Below are 19,453 nucleotides of genomic sequence, written 5' to 3' on the forward strand. Positions count from 1 at the left end.
TTATTCCTCCGGATTAGCGGCTGGCGTTTGTGCCAATAGGTTACGGACACGGGTTTGCATCAGTTTTTCCAATAATGGCTGACTTTTGAGTTGGTCCGGTACATCCATGGAAATCGACTGCTGACTGAGGCTTTCCAGCTCATCAAGGAACGCCTTGGTACTTGGATCGTTAACGTCGAAATAAGCTCGTACCCAGGTCGAAATAGTTTCCAGTGACTGTTTGTAAACTTCATCCTGGTGGCGCGGAACCGCTTGTGCGGCCACTAACAGGCGGGATCGAATATTTTCCCGTAGATAAATGTCCTGGTTCGGAGCCAACAGAGGTTCGGCGCTGCTATCGCGGCGACGGATAGTCACGAAGTCGGTCAGGAAACTGTGCCAGCTTTTAGATAAATTCTGCTTCCAGTCGGAAAGGGAGCCGGAGAGTTCGGTGCTGTCTTCATCCATCGGCGCGTCGTCAGTAACGTTATCCGCCATACGTAGGTTATCAACTTGATTAGAAAGCAGATTCAGTTTGAGAATGATGCCGTCAAAATCAATCTGGCTAACGGCAGACAGCGTACCAATATCTTCAGTAATGGCACGACGGACTTCAATTAAACTCGGGTCATTCATATCGGCCAGGCTGGCATCAGCGCTTTTCAACAAGGTCGCGGCGCTGGTGACATCCTGGTCGCTCCACAGTTTGCGGCCTGCCATTTTCACCAGAAAATCGGCCTGAGCCAATAGCCAGGCTTTGGCATCACTGCCAGAAATCGTGGCAACTTTCCCTTGTAACTCATCGAGTTGACGAGCCAGTGAGGCTTGCTGACGATCGGCTGCATCTAGCGCTTTCCCCTGCTGCTGCAAGCGTGTCTCAAGCTGTTGTTGTTCTTGTGACTGGCTTTGCTTTAATGCCGCGAGTTGCTCTTGCAATGCCTGATTAGCTGCTTGTAATTGCTGGTTTTGTTGATGGCTCTGATAATAAAGACCGCCACTCAAGAGAATCGCGATTGCAATGGCCAGGGTACCCAGAATGGGTCCAGTGCCTTTGTTTTTCGGCGTCTCGGCCACTGGCTGTTGGGGCCTCTCAACCGCTGTGGTTGTTTCGTCCACGGGGGCGGATGGGGTAGTGTGTTCCGTCATATTGGGCATCCCATAGTCAGGTTTATTGTAGCGCGCGGATCAGCGCGTCATTATCGGCATTCTCAGCGACCCGAATGTCGCTCCAACCTAATTGGCTGGCAAGGGTCGCCAAACGATCACTCACCACTATCAGGCGGCAGCGCAGCAGCCAGGAAGAACGATAGTAATCAGGAATTAAAGTATAGAGCTGTTGTAACATTTCACCGCTGGTCACCACCAACATATCGACGCCAGACCGTTGCCAATGCGCACTTTGTTCACTGCCTTCGTAATAAATAGGGCTACGCTGATAACATTCGCAAAATGTCACTTCAGCGCCACGCGCAGCCAGACTTTCGCCGAGCAGTTCCCGCCCACCGTTGCCTCGCAGTAACAGCACTTTTTTTCCACGTAAATCCTGTAAATCAGGTAGCAAAAGCAGCATCTCACTGGTTTCGCCCGCCGGTGGGAAAGTGACTTTCAGGTGGCTAACCGTATGCAGCGCCAATGCTGTTGAGCGACCTATTGCATAATAAGATAGCTCAGCGGGCCAGAACAGTTTATTTCTGTTTAACAGCGGGTTGGCATAACGAATGGCATTTTGTGACAGCGCAAAAACCAAATCACCGGCCTGCATTTCCGCCAGTATGGCCGGTAAGCGAGGCAAGTCACGACCCGGTGAAAAATCAATCAGGGGCGCATGATAGGCAACCCGGCCCATAGCGCGCAGGCGGCTGACTAATTGCTCACCGGCTGGAGAAGGGCGGGTTACCAGAATGGTCATAGTGGCGGATTATCCTGATAAACCAACGCCAGAATCGCTTTGGCACCGCGAGATAGCAGTTCATCGGCCAGTTCAATGCCCATTTGTTCGGCATGGGTGGCCGGGCCGCGGCGCTCACCGCAAATCATCTGACTACCGTCCGGTGCGCCGACCAATGCGCGCAGCCAGAGGGTGTCATCTTCCAATATGGCGTAGCTACCGATCGGAACCTGACAACCGCCTTCTAGACGAGTATTCATTGCTCGCTCGGCGCAGACCCGCAGTTCGGTCGGGCGATGATTCAGTGGTGCCAGCAATGCGCGCGTCAGGTTGTCATCCAGACGACATTCAATACCAACGGCACCCTGGCCGACCGCTGGGAGGGATTCTTCCGGACTCATGGCATAGCGGATTCGATCTTTCAATCCGAGGCGATTTAAACCGGCAACGGCCAGAATAATGGCATCGTAGTCACCTTGATCCAATTTGGATAAACGGGTACCTACGTTGCCACGTAAATCTTTGACTATCAGGTCCGGACGGCGTTGGCGCAACTGACACTGACGACGCAGGCTGGAGGTGCCGACAATACTGCCAGCCGGGAGGTCATCCATACGCTGGTAATTATTGGAGACAAAAGCATCTCGTGGATCATCACGTTCACAAATCGTGACCAATCCGAGACCTTGTGGGAAGGCGATGGGAACGTCTTTCATCGAATGAACGGCGATATCTGCACGATCTTCCAGTAATGCCAATTCCAATTCTTTTACAAATAGACCTTTGCCGCCCACTTTGGCCAGTGGTGTATCGAGGATGATATCTCCGCGAGTGACCATCGGCACCAACTCAACTTTCAGCCCAGAATGACAGGTTTGCAGGAGTTGTTGCACATAATGCGCCTGCCACATTGCCAGTGGGCTTTGTCGCGTGGCAATTCGAATAATTTTGTCTGACATGGTCATTACCGTTTTTATATTTAGCTCACCATCCTAACACTGAGAAGGGAAAGCTGTCAGTGCAGAAACCACAAGGATCAGGCGGATAACCGCACCCGAAAGACGCTATGGTAACAAATGAGCCAGCGAATAAGGGGAAAGGGATTCACATTAGAATAGGGAAGATAGCTTTACTTTCTTTACGGTCAATCGGCAAGGTGTTAGATTGATCACGTTTCCAGCAATAATTCGTTAAATATTCTTCTAAACTAAAGACGAATCTGGAGCACGGGTTTTTTTCTAGGCACTGGAACAATCAGGCGAGACGTCTTGTACCTCTACATCGAGACACTGAAACAGCGACTGGATGCGATCAACCAATTACGAGTCGATCGCGCCTTGGCGGCCATGGGGCCAGCCTTCCAAAAGGTCTACAGTCAGCTGCCAACCTTATTACATTATCATCACCCACTGATGCCAGGTTACCTTGATGGTAACGTTCCCCATGGCGTCTGTCTCTTCACGCCTAATGAAAAACAACAACAGTATCTCACTGAAGTTGAAGCAAAATGGGGCGAACCTCTGCAATTGATACGGGAAGGTGAACTGCCGATTACTGGCGTTTACACCATGGGCAGTACTTCCTCTATCGGGCAAAGTTGTACCTCGGATTTGGATATTTGGGTCTGCCATCAGGCGTGGCTGGACACGGAAGAGCGTAACCAGCTCCAGAAAAAATGTAGCCTGTTGGAGAAATGGGCAGCATCTATGGGTGTTGAGGTGAGTTTCTTCCTGATCGATGAAAATCGTTTTCGTCACAATGCCAGCGGCAGTCTGGGCGGCGAGGATTGTGGTTCTACTCAGCACATTCTGTTACTGGACGAGTTTTATCGCAGTGCCGTTCGTCTGGCGGGTAAACGTATTCTGTGGAATATGGTGCCAATAGAAGAAGAGGGTAATTATGATGACTATGTATTGTCCCTCTACGCTCAGGGCGCACTGACGCCGAACGAATGGCTGGATCTCGGCGGCCTGAGTACGCTATCGGCTGAAGAGTATTTTGGTGCCAGCCTTTGGCAACTGTATAAAAGTATTGATTCCCCCTATAAAGCGGTGTTGAAAACGCTGTTGCTGGAGGCTTATTCGTGGGAATACCCGAATTCGCAACTGCTGGCGATGGAGATCAAACAACGCTTACATCACGGTGAGATTGTTTCGTTCGGTCTGGATGCTTATTGCATGATGTTGGATCGCGTCACCCGCTATCTCACCCAGATTGAAGACAGCACCCGTCTGGATTTAGTGCGCCGTTGCTTCTATCTCAAAGTTTGCGAGAAGCTATCCAAAACGCCAGCCAGTAGTGGTTGGCGACGTGAAGTCCTCAGCCAACTCGTCAGCGAATGGGGTTGGAGTGAAGAACGTCTGGAAGTGCTGGATAATCGAGCCAACTGGAAAATTGGTCGAGTGCGTGAAGCCCACAACGAACTGTTGGATGCGATGATGCAGAGTTATCGTAATCTGATCCGCTTCGCGCGCCGTAATAACCTGAGTGTTAGTGCTAGCCCGCAGGATATCGGGGTGTTAACCCGTAAACTGTATGCGGCATTTGAAGCGCTACCAGGCAAAGTGACGCTGGTAAATCCGCAAATTTCACCCGATTTATCGGAAGAGCACTTGACCTTTATCCATGTCCCCGCTGGTCGTGCGAATCGCCCTGGCTGGTACTTGTATAATCAGGCTCCGTCGATGGATGCGATTGTCAGTCACCAGCCGCTGGAATATAACCGTTACCTGAATAAATTGGTGGCTTGGGCCTACTTCAACGGGTTATTGACGTCGAAAACCCATCTACATATTAAAAGTGCCAATCTGTGTGACACCACCAAGCTGCAAGAACTGGTGACGGATGTATCTCATCACTTCCCGTTGCGCTTGTCTGCACCTACGCCAAAAGCCTTGTATAGCCCGTGTGAAATTCGCCATCTGGCAATTATTGTTAATCTGGAAAACGACCCGACGGCTGCATTCCGCAACCAGATAGTGCATTTTGATTTCCGCAAACTGGATGTTTTCAGCTTTGGCGAACAGCAGCAATGTCTGGTTGGCAGTATCGATTTGTTGTACCGCAACTCGTGGAATGAAGTGCGAACCCTGCATTTCAGTGGTGAGCAGTCGGTATTGGAAGCATTGAAAACGATTTTGGGCAAAATGCATCAGGATGCGGCACCGCCGGAATCGGTGGACGTATTCTGCTATAGCCAGCATTTACGTGGTTTGATCCGTACCCGTATTCAGCAATTGGTTTCTGAGTGCATTGAACTGCGACTCTCCAGTACTCGTCAGGAACCAGGCCGTTTTAAAGCAGTACGGGTGGCGGGGCAAACCTGGGGGTTATTCTTCGAGCGCTTGAGTGTCTCAGTGCAGAAGTTGGAGAATGCCGTGGAATTCTACGGTGCTATCTCCAATAACAAGCTGCATGGGTTATCGATTCAGGTGGAAGCCGATCAGGTGCATTTGCCGCCGGTAGTGGACGGTTTTGCCAGCGAAGGAATTATTCAGTTCTTCTTCGAAGGCACCAGCGATGGGAAAGGTTTCAATATCTATATCCTTGATGAAACCAATCGGGTTGAGGTGTATCACCATTGCGAAGGCAGTAAAGAAGAGTTGGTGCGTGATGTCAGCCGTTTCTATTCATCGTCTCACGACCGCTTTACCTATGGATCCAGTTTTATCAACTTCAACTTGCCGCAGTTTTACCAGATTGTGCAGTTGGATGGACGCACGCAGGTGATTCCGTTCCGTAGCACCACGCTATCTCAAATTTGTGCCAATCCGCCAGAGAAAGAAATTGCTGCGCCAGCACAACAGTTCCAACTGCATTAAGATTTTTATCAAAATGAGGGACACGTTGTTTTGTGTCCTTCTGCGTAGTGGGTCATTGACTAACCGAAGCTAACGTCTTCACCGGCTTGGGTTGTCGCAGCTTCTGACAACAGCGTGTAGAACGTTTTACCGCTACGATCGCAATGCCAATCATTTTCCCGATAGTTAAAGTGGTAACCGCCAGTTTTGGTTGCCAGCCAAATCTGATGAAACGGTTCCTGACGATTAATCACAATCTTGCTGCCATTTTCGAAAGTCAGGGTCATAACGCCGCCGTTGGTTTCACAGTCGATATCGCTATCGCCGGTAAAACTGTCCAGTATTGCTTCAATATTTAACATCAATTGATCGGCTAATTGGTGGAACTCACTATCGTTCATATTCAATTCCTATTGCTTTTCATGATCCACCTGCGATTATAGAGACCTTGGACGCATGAATTACAGGCATTAATGCAATGAAAAGAGAACTATGCTGGCCGCTGGTCGCCATGATGTTGTTTGGGCTATCCGGCTGTGGCTTAAAAGGGCCACTTTATTTTCCTCCGTCGGAAAAATCCAAAACAGAAACTGTACAACCTGATTCAGGTAAAGTGCAGAAAAACCAACAAGATAATTCTGGTTCGCAACAGACTCAGTCTATTGCTGGCCCGCAGTGATTCAGATTCATTCCGTTGTTTGACGTCAGCCTCCAGTTTGAGGAGGCCAGACGGGTAGCACGATAAATCACGTTATCGCGTCCAGATTTAGCCAGTAGTAGTCAGTGGAGCATGATATGCAGTTCTCCAAAATGCACGGTCTTGGCAATGATTTTATGGTTGTCGATGCTGTCACACAGAATGTTTATTTCTCGCCGGAGCTTATCCGTCGACTGGCAGACCGGCACACTGGCGTGGGTTTTGATCAGATGCTGGTAGTTGAACCACCCTATGATCCGGAGTTGGATTTCCACTACCGTATTTTTAATGCCGATGGCAGCGAAGTTTCCCAATGTGGCAATGGTGCCCGCTGCTTTGCCCGCTTTGTACGAATTAAGGGGCTGACCAATAAGCGAGATATTCGGGTCAGCACACAGACTGGGCGTATGGTACTGAGCGTAACGGATGATGAGATGGTGAGCGTCAATATGGGCGAACCCAACTTTGAGCCGCAGGCCATTCCATTTAAAGCGATAAAAGCGGAAAAGACCTATATCTTACGCGCCGCTGAGCACACAGTGCTGTGCGGTGTAGTTTCGATGGGCAATCCCCACTGTGTTTTGCAGGTGGATGATGTTTCGGCCGCTAACGTTGAGTTGCTGGGGCCAGAATTAGAAAATCATGAACGTTTTCCCGAGCGTGCCAATATTGGTTTTATGCAGGTAGTGAGCCGACAACACATCCGTTTGCGGGTCTACGAACGTGGTGCGGGGGAAACCCAGGCCTGCGGTAGTGGTGCCTGTGCGGCCGTCGCGGTCGGTATTCAACAAGCGCTGTTGGACGAAGATGTTCATGTAGAGTTGCCGGGTGGTAGCCTGGATATCAGTTGGAAAGGACTCGGCCAACCGTTGTATATGACCGGGCCTGCAACCCACGTCTACGATGGTTTTATTCATTTATAATGGGTGTTGAAGAATGAAGAGTTATGAGGAACAGGCGCTGGCTGGCATTGAGTTAGACGACGCCGCTGTCATGCAGTATTTGTTGCAAAATCCTGACTTCTTTATCCGTAACTCCCGTCTGGTTGAGCAGATGCAAATTCCCCATCCGGTTCGGGGCAGTGTGTCTCTGGTGGAATGGCAACTGGCTCGTCAGCGTAATCAGATCCATCAATTGGAAGAAGAGATTACTCTGTTGATGGAGCAGGCCGGACTCAATGAATTGTTGTTTAACCGGCTCTTACAGCTGCAAACTCATCTGGCTGGAGCCGATAGTCTGCAAGAGATGCTCAATCGCCTGCAACGGTGGGCGCGAGAGTTTGGCTTAGCCGGTGCCAATATACGTTTGTTCAGCGACCGCTGGCATATTGGCGCGCCTTCGGACTTCACCCATTTAGGCTTATCGCGTAATACTTTTGAGCCTATGCGTATTCAGCGGCTAGGTAACGAACGCCATTATCTCGGTAGCCTGAACGGAGCCGAGTTATTACTGCTTTTACCACAGGCCAGACAGATTGGTTCGGTGGCGATGTCTTTGATCGGCGAGCAAGGCGATCTGGGGGTGCTGATGTTTAGCAGCCGAGATAATCAGCACTATCAGCGCGGCATGGGCACGGTAATGTTGGATCAATTGGCACTGATGTTACCTGCCTTGTTGGCGCGTTGGATTGAACCGGTATGACAAACCAACCCGCGGCACTTTCTCATGCCGTTGAGGCTTTTCTGCGTTATCTGAAAGTCGAGCGCCAGCTTAGTCCGTTGACCATCACCAGCTATTCCCGTCAGTTACAGGCGTTGATGGAACTGGCGGGGCAAATGGAACTGAGTCACTGGGAAAATCTGGATGCGGCGCAGGTAAGGTCGTTGGTTTCTCGCAGCAAACGCGCCGGTTTGCAGTCTGCAAGCCTTGCATTGCGTCTCTCTGCTCTACGCAGTTTTCTGGATTGGCTGGTGAGCCAAGGCGTTTTGCACGCCAATCCGGCCAAAGGTGTCAGTACGCCGAGAACGGGGCGACATTTACCTAAGAATATCGATGTAGACGAAGTCAGCCGCCTGCTGGATATCGATCTTAACGATCCTCTGGCGGTGCGGGATCGAGCCATGCTGGAAGTGATGTACGGCGCGGGTTTACGTCTGGCTGAATTGGTGGGAATGGACGGCAAACACGTAGATTTGGCCAGCGGCGAAATCTGGGTGATGGGAAAAGGTAGCAAAGAGCGCAAAGTGCCGATGGGGGCGACCGCAGTCACTTGGCTTCAGCACTGGTTGGCGCTGCGGGATTTGTTTGCGCCTAGCGATGACGCTATTTTTCTGGCCAATACGGGAAAACGCATTTCTGCTCGCAACGTACAAAAACGTTTCGCTGAGTGGGGCATAAAACAAGGGGTTAGCAGCCATATCCATCCCCATAAATTGCGTCACTCTTTTGCCACCCATATGCTGGAGTCCAGCGGCGATCTGCGTGCGGTGCAGGAATTGCTGGGCCACGCCAATCTGACCACCACACAAATCTACACCCACCTCGACTTTCAACATTTGGCAACGGTGTATGATGCGGCTCATCCGCGAGCCAAACGAGGCAAATCCTGATGCATTTTTACCGACCACTTAATTCTATCGCCGCCATTACCTTCGATCTGGATGACACTTTGTATGATAATCGTCCGGTAATTAGCCGAACTGAGCAGGAATCGGTGGCGTTTCTTCAGCAATACCATCCTAATTTACGTCATCTGGTGGCCGCAGACTTTCAGCGTTTGCGCGCTGAATTGTTGTCCAGTGATCCTGATATTTATCATGATGTGACCCAATGGCGTTGGCAGGCGTTGAAGCTGGGGCTGACACGCCAAGGTCTTGGCGAGAGTGAAGCCAGCAACGGTGCTGATGCCGCGATGGAAAACTTTGCCCTGTGGCGCAGCCGTATTTATGTGCCCCCGGCCACACACGATACGCTAGCCGCGCTATCTGAACGTTTTCCTCTGGTGGCTATCACCAATGGGAATGCCGATCCTGCCGCTTGTGGTTTAAGCCGTTATTTTCAGTTTGTGCTGCGTTCTGGCCCCGCTGGTCGTGCCAAGCCTTATCGTGATATGTACCAAAAAGCGGCGAATAAGCTGGATCTGCCACTGGAAAATATTTTGCATGTGGGTGACGATCTGACCACCGACGTGGCCGGTTCGTTGCGCTGTGGTATGCAAGCCTGCTGGATCAACGATCGGCAGAAAAATATTATGGCGGTTAATGACAGCCGTTTACTGCCGCATATTGAAATTTCGCAGTTGGCATCCCTGACAGCATTGTTATAATCCTTCAATTACTCTGTATAAATTCACAGTGGAATACTGACGGTCGTCCGGTCACTCCGGCGACCCGGTGGTTTTCCCTTACCCGATAAACGGTGCCTATGGACGTTTCTGATCTGCTCGACAGCCTGAATGAAAAACAACGCGAAGCCGTGGCCGCTCCACGCAGCAACCTGTTGGTACTGGCCGGTGCGGGCAGTGGTAAAACCCGGGTGCTGGTGCATCGTATTGCCTGGCTGCTCTCTGTGGAAAATGCTTCGCCGTATTCCATTATTGCTGTGACTTTTACCAATAAGGCGGCGGCAGAAATGCGCCATCGGATTGAGCATCTGATTGGTACCAGCCAAGGCGGTATGTGGATCGGAACCTTCCACGGTTTGGCACACCGTTTGCTGCGCGCTCATCATTTGGATGCCAATCTGCCGCAGGATTTTCAAATCCTCGACAGCGACGACCAGCACCGCTTACTGAAACGTATTGTTAAGGCACTGAATCTTGATGAGAAACAGTGGCCACCGCGTCAGGCGATGTGGTACATCAACGGTAAAAAAGACGAAGGCCTGCGGCCTCAACACATTGAAAGTTATGGTAACCCGGTTGAGGCGACCTGGCTGCGTATTTATCAGGCCTATCAAGAGGCCTGCGATCGTGCCGGTTTGGTGGATTTTGCCGAGTTATTGCTGCGCGCCCATGAGCTTTGGCTGAATAAACCGCATATTTTGAACCACTATCGTGAACGCTTTACCAACATTCTGGTTGATGAGTTCCAAGATACCAACAGCATCCAGTACGCGTGGATTCGCCTGCTGGCGGGTGAACGTTCCAATGTGATGATCGTGGGCGATGATGATCAGTCAATCTATGGCTGGCGTGGTGCGCAGGTTGAGAATATTCAACGCTTCCTGAAGGATTTTCCCGGTGCGGAAACCATCCGTCTGGAGCAGAACTATCGTTCGACCAGTACCATCCTGAAAGCCGCCAATACCCTGATTGCCAACAATGATGGCCGGATGGGGAAAAATTTGTGGACTGAAGGTGCTGAAGGTGAGCCGATCTCGATTTATTGTGCGTTTAACGAGCTGGATGAAGCGCGCTTTGTGGTTAACCGGATTAAAGCCTGGCAGGATCACGGTGGGGCACTCAATGATTGCGCCATTTTGTACCGCAGTAACGCCCAATCCCGCGTGTTGGAAGAGGCTTTGCTGCAAACTTCAATGCCGTATCGTATTTATGGTGGTCAACGCTTCTTCGAACGGCAGGAGATCAAAGACTCTCTGGCTTATCTGCGCTTGATTTCGAACCGCAATGACGATGCGGCTTTTGAGCGGGTAGTGAATACGCCGACCCGCGGCATTGGCGATCGGACATTGGATGTGGTGCGCCACACTGCACGGGATCGTCAGTTTACCTTGTGGCAGGCGACTCGCGAGTTATTGCAAAGCCAAGTACTGGCGGGGCGTGCGGCTTCTGCCTTACAGCGTTTTGTTGAACTGGTGGATTCACTGGCTCACGAAACCGCTGATATGCCATTACATGTGCAAACCGATCGGGTCATTCGTGATTCCGGGCTGTGGATCATGTATGAACAGGAAAAAGGCGAAAAAGGCCAGGCTCGTATTGAGAACCTTGAGGAATTGGTCAACGCGACGCGTCAGTACAGCTATCAGGATGAAGATGAAGACTTGATGCCATTGCAGGCGTTCTTGTCTCACGCAGCGCTGGAGGCTGGCGAGGGCCAGGCTGATGCCTATCAGGATGCGGTGCAATTGATGACGTTGCACTCGGCCAAAGGGTTGGAATTCCCACAGGTATTTATTGTCGGTATGGAAGAGGGTATGTTTCCGAGCCAGATGTCGCTGGATGAAGGTGGACGTTTGGAGGAAGAGCGCCGTCTGGCTTATGTCGGCTTAACTCGCGCAATGCAAAAATTGACTCTCTGCTATGCAGAAAGTCGCCGTTTGTACGGTAAAGAAGTGAATCATCGTCCTTCTCGTTTTATCGGCGAATTGCCGCAGGAATGTATTGAAGAGGTGAGACTACGCGCTAGCGTGACGCGTGCGGTCAATCATCGCCGGATGGGAACACCAATGAATGAGAACGATAGCGGCTTCTCGTTGGGGCAGCGGGTTCGTCATCCTAAATTCGGTGAAGGTACGGTGGTGAATCTGGAAGGCAGTGGTGAGCATAGCCGCTTACAGGTTGCCTTTCCCGGTGAAGGGATCAAGTGGCTGGTGGCGGCCTATGCGCGGCTCGAAGCTGTGTAAATCTGAGTGCGGCAACATGAGAATGCTGCCGCATATTACCCGTTAGCTGCGTCTTTCTCCGCCTGAGCCAAAATAGCTTTGCCCATCCACTGTGTCACATCCTGAATAGCATCATCTTCCAGATGCCAGATATCTTTTAGTACCATAAACACTTCAGAACCATAAATGAGCGAGAGAGCATGAATCACCCGCTGTAAGGCTTCTGGCGATAATTTCCCTTCCATCGGTTCCATGGCCAATTTCAATAGTCGTTTGCGGTTACCTCGCACCAGTTTCTCGGTACTGTCTGAATGGCAACGGGCGTCAGCCCATTGTTGCAGGGAAAGATGCAACGCTGCTCGCAGTACAGCTTCGTGTTGTAACATTCGTGGATAAGCGAATGAGAGCAACTCAGCCACGCGCTGTCCGGCATCCGGTTGGGTTGGTTGCCATGCCAATATTGGCCCAAGACTTTCAGTGACCAGCGCGGAAACCAGTGCGCTTTGTGTCGGGAAATAGCGATAAGCCGTTGCCCGTGAAACTTTGGCTTCATTGGCGACTTCGGTGATTGATGGGAAGGCTCCGCACTCATACATGCTCATTGCGGTATCGATCAGTAGCCGCTGAGTTCTAGCTCTGATGGTGGTCAACGATGGAGTAGATCGCTCGGGCTGGGCTGGAATATTCACGGTCGCTCCATAAGAACAGGTCAATTGACTTCACTATACCAAATCACTCGCATAAAACCCTATGCATGAGTTTTATACCTGGGCTGTTTTTGGGACGGTAGTCTCATCTTGCGCTATTACACTTTGCTAAAATGATACTACTGTCTCATTATGGCTTAATCTTAACCAGATTGATTGATTTCTCGACCGCCAGGGATTAATAATTTCCAATAAAAACAATAAATTATTAGCCAGTACCTTACAGAAGGATGATGTGATGTCTCGTTATATTTATATCGCGACCACGGCAGACACCAAAGGCGAGGAGCTGATGTATGTCAGCGATCTGATTAAAGCTGTTGGTCTGAAAACCGTAACGGTTGATTTATCGACTCAATCAGAACACCGGAATAGCCACACCGATATCAGTGCCGCCACTGTCGCCAGTTATCATCCTGATGGTCGTCAGGCGGTGTTCTGCGGCGATCGCGGCATGGCGATTAGTGCGATGGCGTTGGCTTTCGAGCGCTTTATGGCTCAATGCGATGATGTTGCTGCCTTATTGGGATTGGGCGGTTCCGGTGGTACTGCGCTGATTACTCCGGCGATGCAAAATCTACCGATTGGGGTGCCGAAATTAATGGTTTCTACCATGGCATCCGGTGATGTATCGGCATATATCGGGGCAAGTGATATCTCCATGATGTATTCCGTTACTGATATTGCGGGTTTGAATCGTATTTCCCGTCGAGTGCTGAGTAATGCTGCCCATCAGATTGCGGGTGCCGCGTATTTTGCAAAAGAGCAGGTTACGGACAATGGCAAACCAGCGGTGGGCTTGACAATGTTTGGTGTCACAACACCCTGCATTCAGGCGGTGAGCGCACAATTAGCCGATGAATATGATTGTCTGGTGTTCCACGCGACTGGCAGTGGTGGTAAAGCAATGGAGAAACTGGCGGCAAGCGGGTTGCTTGCGGGTGTACTGGATCTGACCACCACGGAAGTCTGCGATTTATTATTTGACGGAGTCTTAGCCTGCGGGCCAGAAAGACTCGATGCCATCGCTGAAACTCGTATTCCTTATATCGGCTCCTGCGGTGCGCTGGATATGGTGAATTTCGGTAGTCCTGCCAGCATACCGGCCAAATACGCCGATCGGTTGTTCTATAAGCACAATGCTCAGGTCACGCTGATGCGTACCACCGAGCTGGAAAATATTCAAATGGCGCGTTGGATCGGTGAGAAATTAAACCGTTGCCAGGGGGAAGTCCGTTTTCTGATTCCTGCTGGTGGTTTTTCCGCACTGGACGCGCCGGGTCAACCGTTCTGGGATGAAAACGCCTCAGGTGCCTTTATTCGCGCACTGGAAGAAACGGTGATTCAAACCGACAGGCGGCGTCTGGTTCATTACCCATTCAATATTAATGATCCGCGTTTTGCTCAGGCTGCCGCCGAGACTTTTAACGAGATAATGAAAATATCTGCGGAGAAGTAATATGCCAGGATTTCAACGTCATGAAATTTTGAATAAATTCAGAGAGATGATTGCCCGCCGTGAGCCAATTATTGGCGGCGGAGCCGGTACAGGCTTGTCAGCGAAGTGTGAAGAGGCTGGTGGTATCGATTTGATCGTTATCTACAACTCTGGCCGTTATCGCATGGCTGGTCGTGGCTCTTTAGCCGGATTATTGGCCTACGGCAATGCCAACGAAATTGTTGTCGATATGGCCAAAGAAGTTCTGCCTGTGGTTAAAAAAACGCCAGTTTTGGCGGGAGTAAATGGTACTGATCCGTTCTGCCAGTTTGACTATTTTCTGAGCCATTTGAAGCAATTGGGTTTTTCGGGGGTACAGAACTTCCCAACAGTAGGATTAATTGACGGTAACTTCCGTGCCAATCTCGAAGAAACCGGCATGGGATACCAGCTGGAAGTGGATATGATTCGTCTGGCTCATCAGAAAGATTTGCTCACTACACCTTATGTTTTCAGTGCAGCAGATGCTATCGCCATGACTGAGGCCGGTGCGGATATTATCGTGCCGCATATGGGGTTAACCACCGGCGGCAACATCGGTGCCGATACCGCGCTCAAACTGGCCGATTGTGTTCCACTGATTAATGAATGGGCCAAGGCGGCAAAAGGTGTGCGTGAAGATGTGATTGTGCTTTGTCATGGCGGGCCGATCTCTACGCCGGAAGATGCACAATACATTATGGATAACTGCCCACAATGTGATGGTTTCTACGGTGCCAGTTCTATGGAGCGCCTACCGACAGAAGTGGCATTAACCGATACCACGCGGAAATTTAAAAGTATTCAACGTTGATATTATTCGCCAATACCAAAGGGAAAGCCTGTTTGCGAATAAAACCCGTGAGTGGTTAGGTGCAGCAGGGTAGTCAAACCGGAGTCTTTTGGGACTCCGGTTTTTTTACGTGGTTTATCTCAGATAGCGTTGGCCAGCCGATGCAGAGGCATACCATTCCACCAGATTAGCGACGGTAGAATCGCCTTCAGCCGGTGACCAACTGGCGAAGTCTTCCGCAATTATCGGCTGATAAGGGCCGTGTTTGACTTCGAAAATCACCGCGTTTTCTTCCATTGACCTCACCGCATGCCAAGTATTGGCTGGAATTTCCAAGATAGCGACTTCCTTACCCAATAATACCCGCTCAATGACTTCTCCCTGATCGTTAAACAGCAGGACGACAAAATGGCCGGACAACGCTGTCAACAGCTCCCAAGTGTGTGGGTGGCGGTGTGGGCGAACGTAAGTGAGCGGCTCCATGGCAATGGCCAGGCGCTGAATAGCGTCGTCCAGCTCTGGATGAAAATTATGATTGGAGCGCAGGCGGCTAACCTGTCGTGCGCGTTCGCTCATTTGTACCAGCATCGGTTGGGTAATCTGTTTCATTCACAATGATTCCTGTTGGAGGATAAGCGTAATATAGCGAAAGTGTTGGGTTGATATAACGGGATAGAACAGTCGCCAACCGGTGGTTTACCTGCGGTTTATGCTGGCCATAATCTGTGTCAGTTAAATAGACAAATTCAGTGTCTGGATTAACTGTTCCATAGCGGTTGACAGTCTTTTTCTTCTCAGCGTAACATGCGCGCACTATTCTTTATGAGGACATTCGCCTTGGACACACCCAGTAGATACTGGCTCAATAACCCGTACATCGGGTGCAACTTCTAAGGCTATCCTCTTATGCTGATAGCCTTAGTGGTTGTCAGTGACCTCGTTTGATTGTCGCTGTGAGTCAGGTCTCCTTATGGTCTGAAACTTGCTGGTGTAACGACATCCCCTTGTTTCTGTGCTTCAATGCGTAATCCCTATCCATTACCCCAAGGGAGTTATGGCACATGCTGAGCGCATTTAAATTAGACAACAATCGCTTATGCCGTCTGGAACTGGATGAATCTGACGATCTGAAATCTTCTTTGTGGGTCGATCTGGTTGAGCCGGAAGAGGGTGAACGTGAGCGCGTCCAATGTGAATTGGGGCAAAGTCTGGCAACCCGCCCGGAACTGGACGATATCGAGGCTTCAGCCCGTTTTTTCGAAGACGAAGACGGTTTGCATATTCACTCATTCTTCTATTTCGAAGATGCCGAAGATCACGCAGGAAACTCCACCGTGGCATTCACCATCCGTGATGGCCGCCTGTACACGTTGCGTGAGCGTGAGCTGCCTGCTTTCCGCCTATATCGTATGCGTGCACGCAATCAGACCTTGGTTGATGGCAACGCCTACGAGCTGCTGTTGGATTTGTTCGAAACCAAGATCGAGCAGTTGGCTGATGAAATAGAAAATATTTACAGCGACTTGGAGGCATTAAGCCGCGTGATTATGGAGGGCCAGCAAGGGGATGAATACGATGCTGCGCTGTCTACGCTGGCGGAACAGGAAGATATCGGTTGGAAGGTTCGGCTATGCCTGATGGATACCCAGCGCGCGTTGAACTTCCTGGTGCGCAAAGCCAGATTGCCGACGGGTCAGTTGGAGCAGGCGCGGGAAGTACTGCGCGATATCGAATCTTTGCTGCCGCACAATGAATCGTTGTTCCAGAAAGTCAACTTCCTGATGCAGGCCGCGATGGGTTTTATCAACATCGAGCAGAACCGTATTATCAAAATATTCTCGGTGGTTTCTGTGGTCTTCCTGCCGCCAACGCTAGTCGCATCCAGCTACGGTATGAACTTTGAGTTTATGCCCGAGTTACGCTGGTCATTCGGTTATCCTGGTGCCATTGGCCTGATGATTGTGGCCGGTTTGGCACCTTATCTGTATTTCAAACGCAAAAACTGGTTGTAAGCCGGCGAGTTAATCATGCCCGACACCGATCGACGGGCATGATATTTCAGGACAGTGACTAACGTAATTTGCGTTGTGTGTACAGTGCATCCAGCGTAAATAGCAGCAAGGCTGCCCAGATAAATCCAAATGTCACCATCTTGTCACTGCTGACGGTCTCGCCATAGAAGCTGACAGCAAGAATAAACATCAACGTTGGGCCGAGGTATTGGAAAAAACCCAGTGTCGAGAGCCGCAAGCGGCTGGCCGCGGCGGTAAACAGTAACAATGGAATGGTGGTGATCACACCAGCGGCAGCCAGCAACAGATTGAGCGACCAGGCATTCACGCTCAGATGGCTGGTTGGACTGTCGGCAATGAAAAACAGGTACACGGCGGCCACAGGGAGTAGCCACAGGGTTTCGACCAACATGCCCGTCTGCGCATCAATTCCCATCTTTTTCCGCAATAAGCCGTATAACGCAAAGCTAATGGCCAGCCCAAGCCCAATCATTGGCAATGAACCAAATTGCCACAGCTGGATCAGTACGCCCCCAAAGGCCAGCGCTACCGCAACCCATTGCATCCGACGAAAACGCTCGCCGAGGAATAGCATACCGAATAGCACATTGACCAATGGGTTAATAAAGTAACCCAGACTGGCTTCCAACATATGGTGGTGATTTACCGCCCAGATAAACAGCAACCAATTACTGGCAATGAGTAACGCGGTCACGGCCAGTAATAGCAGACGTTTCCGATTCTTACAGGCTTGCCGTACCTGCGGCCAATTTTGGCTTAGCGTGAGCAGAATCAGCATAAAAAAGAATGACCAGATAATCCGATGAGTCAGAATTTCATCTGCTGGGACTTGCTGGATTAATTTGAAATAGGCCGGAGCAAGACCCCAAATAAAGTAGGCCGCCAGTGCAAATAAAATGCCCTGGCGTGTTTGTTGCTTATCCATGAAATGACTCGGTACAGAAAAGAGAGACAGTGAGTGTACTGAAGTTAGCGTGCCGAAGCACCTCTGAGCGGCTCACCGTCGCAAGGTCATGAATTATCCCACCAGATAAGTCGCGGTGGCGCTGGCAATATGTACAGATTTTTCATTATGCAATTCAACACGGGCAACCGCGACTTTATTCCCACTGCGCAGAATACTGCTACTGGCAGTAAAATGTTCCCCTCGGCCAGGACGTAAATAATCGACGCGTAAATCGATAGTACCCATTTTGGCCAAACGAACTTGCAGCTCCTCTAAAACCAGCGGCTCATCACGAATCAGGCTGTTACCGACACAGACCAGACCCGCAGCCACATCTAGCACTGACGCGATCACACCACCATGCAAGATACGTTGTGCAATGTTACCGACCAATTTATCTTGGTTACTGAAGGTGACTTCAGCATAATCCTGTTCAAAACGATGCAATTCAAGACCTAGCTCACGATTAAATGGCATGTGGTAAACAAAAACCTCGCCCACCATGCAGCGAGCCTCTTCAAGGGTTAATATAGTTCCTGACATGTGGCACGATTCTCATTTTGTCGCCACTGTAATACAGTGGCTGTTAATCAAATGTTTATTTTATGCTTATGTTTTGTTGCGCGCCAGTGGCTCAGTGATAAAACTAAACAACGCTAAACCAAGCTATTGTTTGTGTGTAGAATGAGCTGCTTTTCATAAAAAATACGAATAATCCATTCGATAATGGGAGTAATGATGGGAATCTTTTGGCGAATATTAGTGGCTTTGTTATTGGTGCCAACATTGGCACAGGCAGAAGAGGCGTTAGTAGAAAAGACTCATAATGCACCGGTGGTTCGCGGCAGTATTATTTCCGCCATGTTGCAGGATCATGATAACCCTTTCCTACTGTACCCGTATGAAACCAATTATCTGCTTTATACGTATACCAGTGATATCAACAAACAGGCCATCAGCTCCTATGACTGGGCAAATAATGCCAATAAAGATGAAATCAAATTTCAATTGAGTCTGGCATTCCCTATTTGGCGAGGTATCGCTGGGGAAAACTCCTTGCTGGGTGCGTCCTATACGCAACGTTCATGGTGGCAGGCATCTAACAGCGATGAATCTGCACCTTTCCGCGAGACAAACTACGAACCTCAAATCTTTTTGGCTTGGGCGACCGATTATGACTTTGCTGGCTGGACCTTACGGGAAATTGAGTTTGGTCTGAATCACCAGTCAAACGGTAAGGCTGACCCGACGTCGCGTAGCTGGAATCGTGGCTATGCACGTGTGATGGCGCATCGTGGAGATTGGGAAGTGGATCTGAAACCTTGGTTCCGCTTCTCGGAAAGTGATGCAAAAGATGATAATCCTGATATCACTAAATATATGGGTCACTATCGCTTAAAAGTGGGTTATGCCTGGGGAGACAGCGTGTTCAGCGTAGAAGGCCGGTATAACTGGAACTCCGGTTACGGTGGTGCTGAAATGGGCTGGAGCTACCCAATTACCAAGCATGTCCGTTTCTATACTCAAGTATTTAGCGGCTATGGTGAGTCAATGATTGACTATAACTTTAGGCAAACCCGCGTTGGTATGGGTATCATGTTGAACGACGTCATGTAGCGCCGTTTGGC

At 50.1% G+C, this 19,453-nt stretch carries 19 protein-coding genes; 11 read left to right on the top strand and 8 right to left on the bottom strand.

Going from position 1 to position 19,453, the window contains the following annotated elements:
- Genes hemX through hemC form a run of 3 tightly spaced genes read right to left on the bottom strand, consistent with a single transcriptional unit; the run spans position 1 to position 2,826 of the window.
- Positions 1 to 1,125 (bottom strand): uroporphyrinogen-III C-methyltransferase, encoded by a 1,125-nt coding sequence (gene hemX, locus DJ39_RS02495; protein WP_038243132.1) that lies wholly within the window; start codon positions 1,123 to 1,125, stop codon positions 1 to 3.
- 22 nt (positions 1,126 to 1,147) lie between these two features.
- A complete protein-coding gene (gene hemD / locus DJ39_RS02500; RefSeq protein ID WP_038243135.1) occupies positions 1,148 to 1,888 on the bottom strand; it encodes a uroporphyrinogen-III synthase in 741 nt (246 codons plus the stop codon).
- Positions 1,885 to 2,826, bottom strand: a complete 942-nt coding sequence (hemC, locus tag DJ39_RS02505) for a hydroxymethylbilane synthase (protein WP_038243138.1) — start codon at positions 2,824 to 2,826, stop codon at positions 1,885 to 1,887. The genes hemD and hemC overlap by 4 nt, the downstream gene beginning before the upstream one ends.
- A 309-nt stretch (positions 2,827 to 3,135) precedes the next feature.
- On the opposite strand from hemC, the gene DJ39_RS02510 reads away from it, so the two are divergent.
- Entirely contained in the window at positions 3,136 to 5,688 is a 2,553-nt protein-coding gene (locus DJ39_RS02510; protein WP_004722730.1) for a class I adenylate cyclase, read from the top strand.
- Between the two features lie 59 nt (positions 5,689 to 5,747).
- Here the strand turns inward: DJ39_RS02510 and cyaY are convergent, their stop codons facing one another.
- Complete coding sequence (gene cyaY, locus DJ39_RS02515; protein ID WP_004722729.1) at positions 5,748 to 6,068, bottom strand: iron donor protein CyaY; 321 nt, start codon at positions 6,066 to 6,068, stop codon at positions 5,748 to 5,750.
- Between the two features lie 77 nt (positions 6,069 to 6,145).
- Between cyaY and lptM the strand changes: the two genes are divergently transcribed.
- The 6 genes from lptM (at position 6,146) to uvrD (ending at position 11,890) form a co-directional block, all read left to right on the top strand.
- On the top strand, positions 6,146 to 6,346 hold the full coding sequence (lptM, locus tag DJ39_RS02520; protein ID WP_004722727.1) for an LPS translocon maturation chaperone LptM: 201 nt from the start codon (positions 6,146 to 6,148) through the stop codon (positions 6,344 to 6,346).
- Positions 6,347 to 6,462: 116 nt separating this feature from the next.
- Complete coding sequence (gene dapF / locus DJ39_RS02525) at positions 6,463 to 7,287, top strand: diaminopimelate epimerase (RefSeq protein WP_038251130.1); 825 nt, start codon at positions 6,463 to 6,465, stop codon at positions 7,285 to 7,287.
- A 13-nt stretch (positions 7,288 to 7,300) separates the two neighbouring features.
- Positions 7,301 to 8,005 (top strand): DUF484 domain-containing protein, encoded by a 705-nt coding sequence (locus tag DJ39_RS02530; protein WP_004722723.1) that lies wholly within the window; start codon positions 7,301 to 7,303, stop codon positions 8,003 to 8,005.
- Positions 8,002 to 8,913, top strand: coding sequence for a tyrosine recombinase XerC (xerC, locus tag DJ39_RS02535; RefSeq protein WP_038251131.1), 912 nt, complete (start codon positions 8,002 to 8,004; stop codon positions 8,911 to 8,913). Before DJ39_RS02530 ends, xerC begins: the two co-directional genes overlap by 4 nt.
- A complete protein-coding gene (yigB, locus tag DJ39_RS02540; RefSeq protein WP_038243149.1) occupies positions 8,913 to 9,629 on the top strand; it encodes a 5-amino-6-(5-phospho-D-ribitylamino)uracil phosphatase YigB in 717 nt (238 codons plus the stop codon). Before xerC ends, yigB begins: the two co-directional genes overlap by 1 nt.
- Before the next feature lie 98 nt (positions 9,630 to 9,727).
- A complete protein-coding gene (uvrD, locus tag DJ39_RS02545) occupies positions 9,728 to 11,890 on the top strand; it encodes a DNA helicase II (RefSeq protein WP_004722718.1) in 2,163 nt (720 codons plus the stop codon).
- Between the two features lie 35 nt (positions 11,891 to 11,925).
- Here the strand turns inward: uvrD and DJ39_RS02550 are convergent, their stop codons facing one another.
- Positions 11,926 to 12,558: a TetR/AcrR family transcriptional regulator gene (locus tag DJ39_RS02550; RefSeq protein ID WP_004722717.1), complete on the bottom strand. Its 633-nt coding sequence runs from the start codon at positions 12,556 to 12,558 to the stop codon at positions 11,926 to 11,928.
- A gap of 256 nt (positions 12,559 to 12,814) precedes the next feature.
- Between DJ39_RS02550 and DJ39_RS02555 the strand changes: the two genes are divergently transcribed.
- Together DJ39_RS02555 and DJ39_RS02560 are read left to right on the top strand one after the other, a co-directional pair.
- Positions 12,815 to 14,035, top strand: coding sequence for a Tm-1-like ATP-binding domain-containing protein (locus DJ39_RS02555; RefSeq protein WP_004722715.1), 1,221 nt, complete (start codon positions 12,815 to 12,817; stop codon positions 14,033 to 14,035).
- A gap of 1 nt (position 14,036) precedes the next feature.
- Positions 14,037 to 14,867 (top strand): phosphoenolpyruvate hydrolase family protein, encoded by an 831-nt coding sequence (locus DJ39_RS02560; protein ID WP_004722713.1) that lies wholly within the window; start codon positions 14,037 to 14,039, stop codon positions 14,865 to 14,867.
- A 114-nt stretch (positions 14,868 to 14,981) separates the two neighbouring features.
- Here DJ39_RS02560 and DJ39_RS02565 read toward each other — a convergent pair whose 3' ends face one another.
- Positions 14,982 to 15,455 (bottom strand): WbuC family cupin fold metalloprotein, encoded by a 474-nt coding sequence (locus DJ39_RS02565; RefSeq protein ID WP_004722711.1) that lies wholly within the window; start codon positions 15,453 to 15,455, stop codon positions 14,982 to 14,984.
- Positions 15,456 to 15,907: 452 nt separating this feature from the next.
- Between DJ39_RS02565 and corA the strand changes: the two genes are divergently transcribed.
- Positions 15,908 to 16,858 (top strand): magnesium/cobalt transporter CorA, encoded by a 951-nt coding sequence (gene corA, locus DJ39_RS02570; protein WP_004722710.1) that lies wholly within the window; start codon positions 15,908 to 15,910, stop codon positions 16,856 to 16,858.
- A gap of 58 nt (positions 16,859 to 16,916) precedes the next feature.
- Here corA and rarD read toward each other — a convergent pair whose 3' ends face one another.
- Together rarD and DJ39_RS02580 are read right to left on the bottom strand one after the other, a co-directional pair.
- Positions 16,917 to 17,804 carry an EamA family transporter RarD gene (rarD, locus tag DJ39_RS02575; protein WP_004722707.1) on the bottom strand — a complete coding sequence of 296 codons (888 nt, stop codon included), beginning with the start codon at positions 17,802 to 17,804 and terminating at the stop codon, positions 16,917 to 16,919.
- A 93-nt stretch (positions 17,805 to 17,897) separates the two neighbouring features.
- Positions 17,898 to 18,368, bottom strand: a complete 471-nt coding sequence (locus DJ39_RS02580) for a thioesterase family protein (RefSeq protein WP_038243158.1) — start codon at positions 18,366 to 18,368, stop codon at positions 17,898 to 17,900.
- 195 nt (positions 18,369 to 18,563) lie between these two features.
- On the opposite strand from DJ39_RS02580, the gene pldA reads away from it, so the two are divergent.
- Positions 18,564 to 19,442 carry a phospholipase A gene (gene pldA, locus DJ39_RS02585; protein WP_038243161.1) on the top strand — a complete coding sequence of 293 codons (879 nt, stop codon included), beginning with the start codon at positions 18,564 to 18,566 and terminating at the stop codon, positions 19,440 to 19,442.
- Positions 19,443 to 19,453: the final 11 nt, after the last annotated feature.

The sequence above is a fragment of the Yersinia ruckeri ATCC 29473 genome, assembly GCF_000754815.1.
GTDB classification, from domain to species: domain Bacteria; phylum Pseudomonadota; class Gammaproteobacteria; order Enterobacterales; family Enterobacteriaceae; genus Yersinia; species Yersinia ruckeri.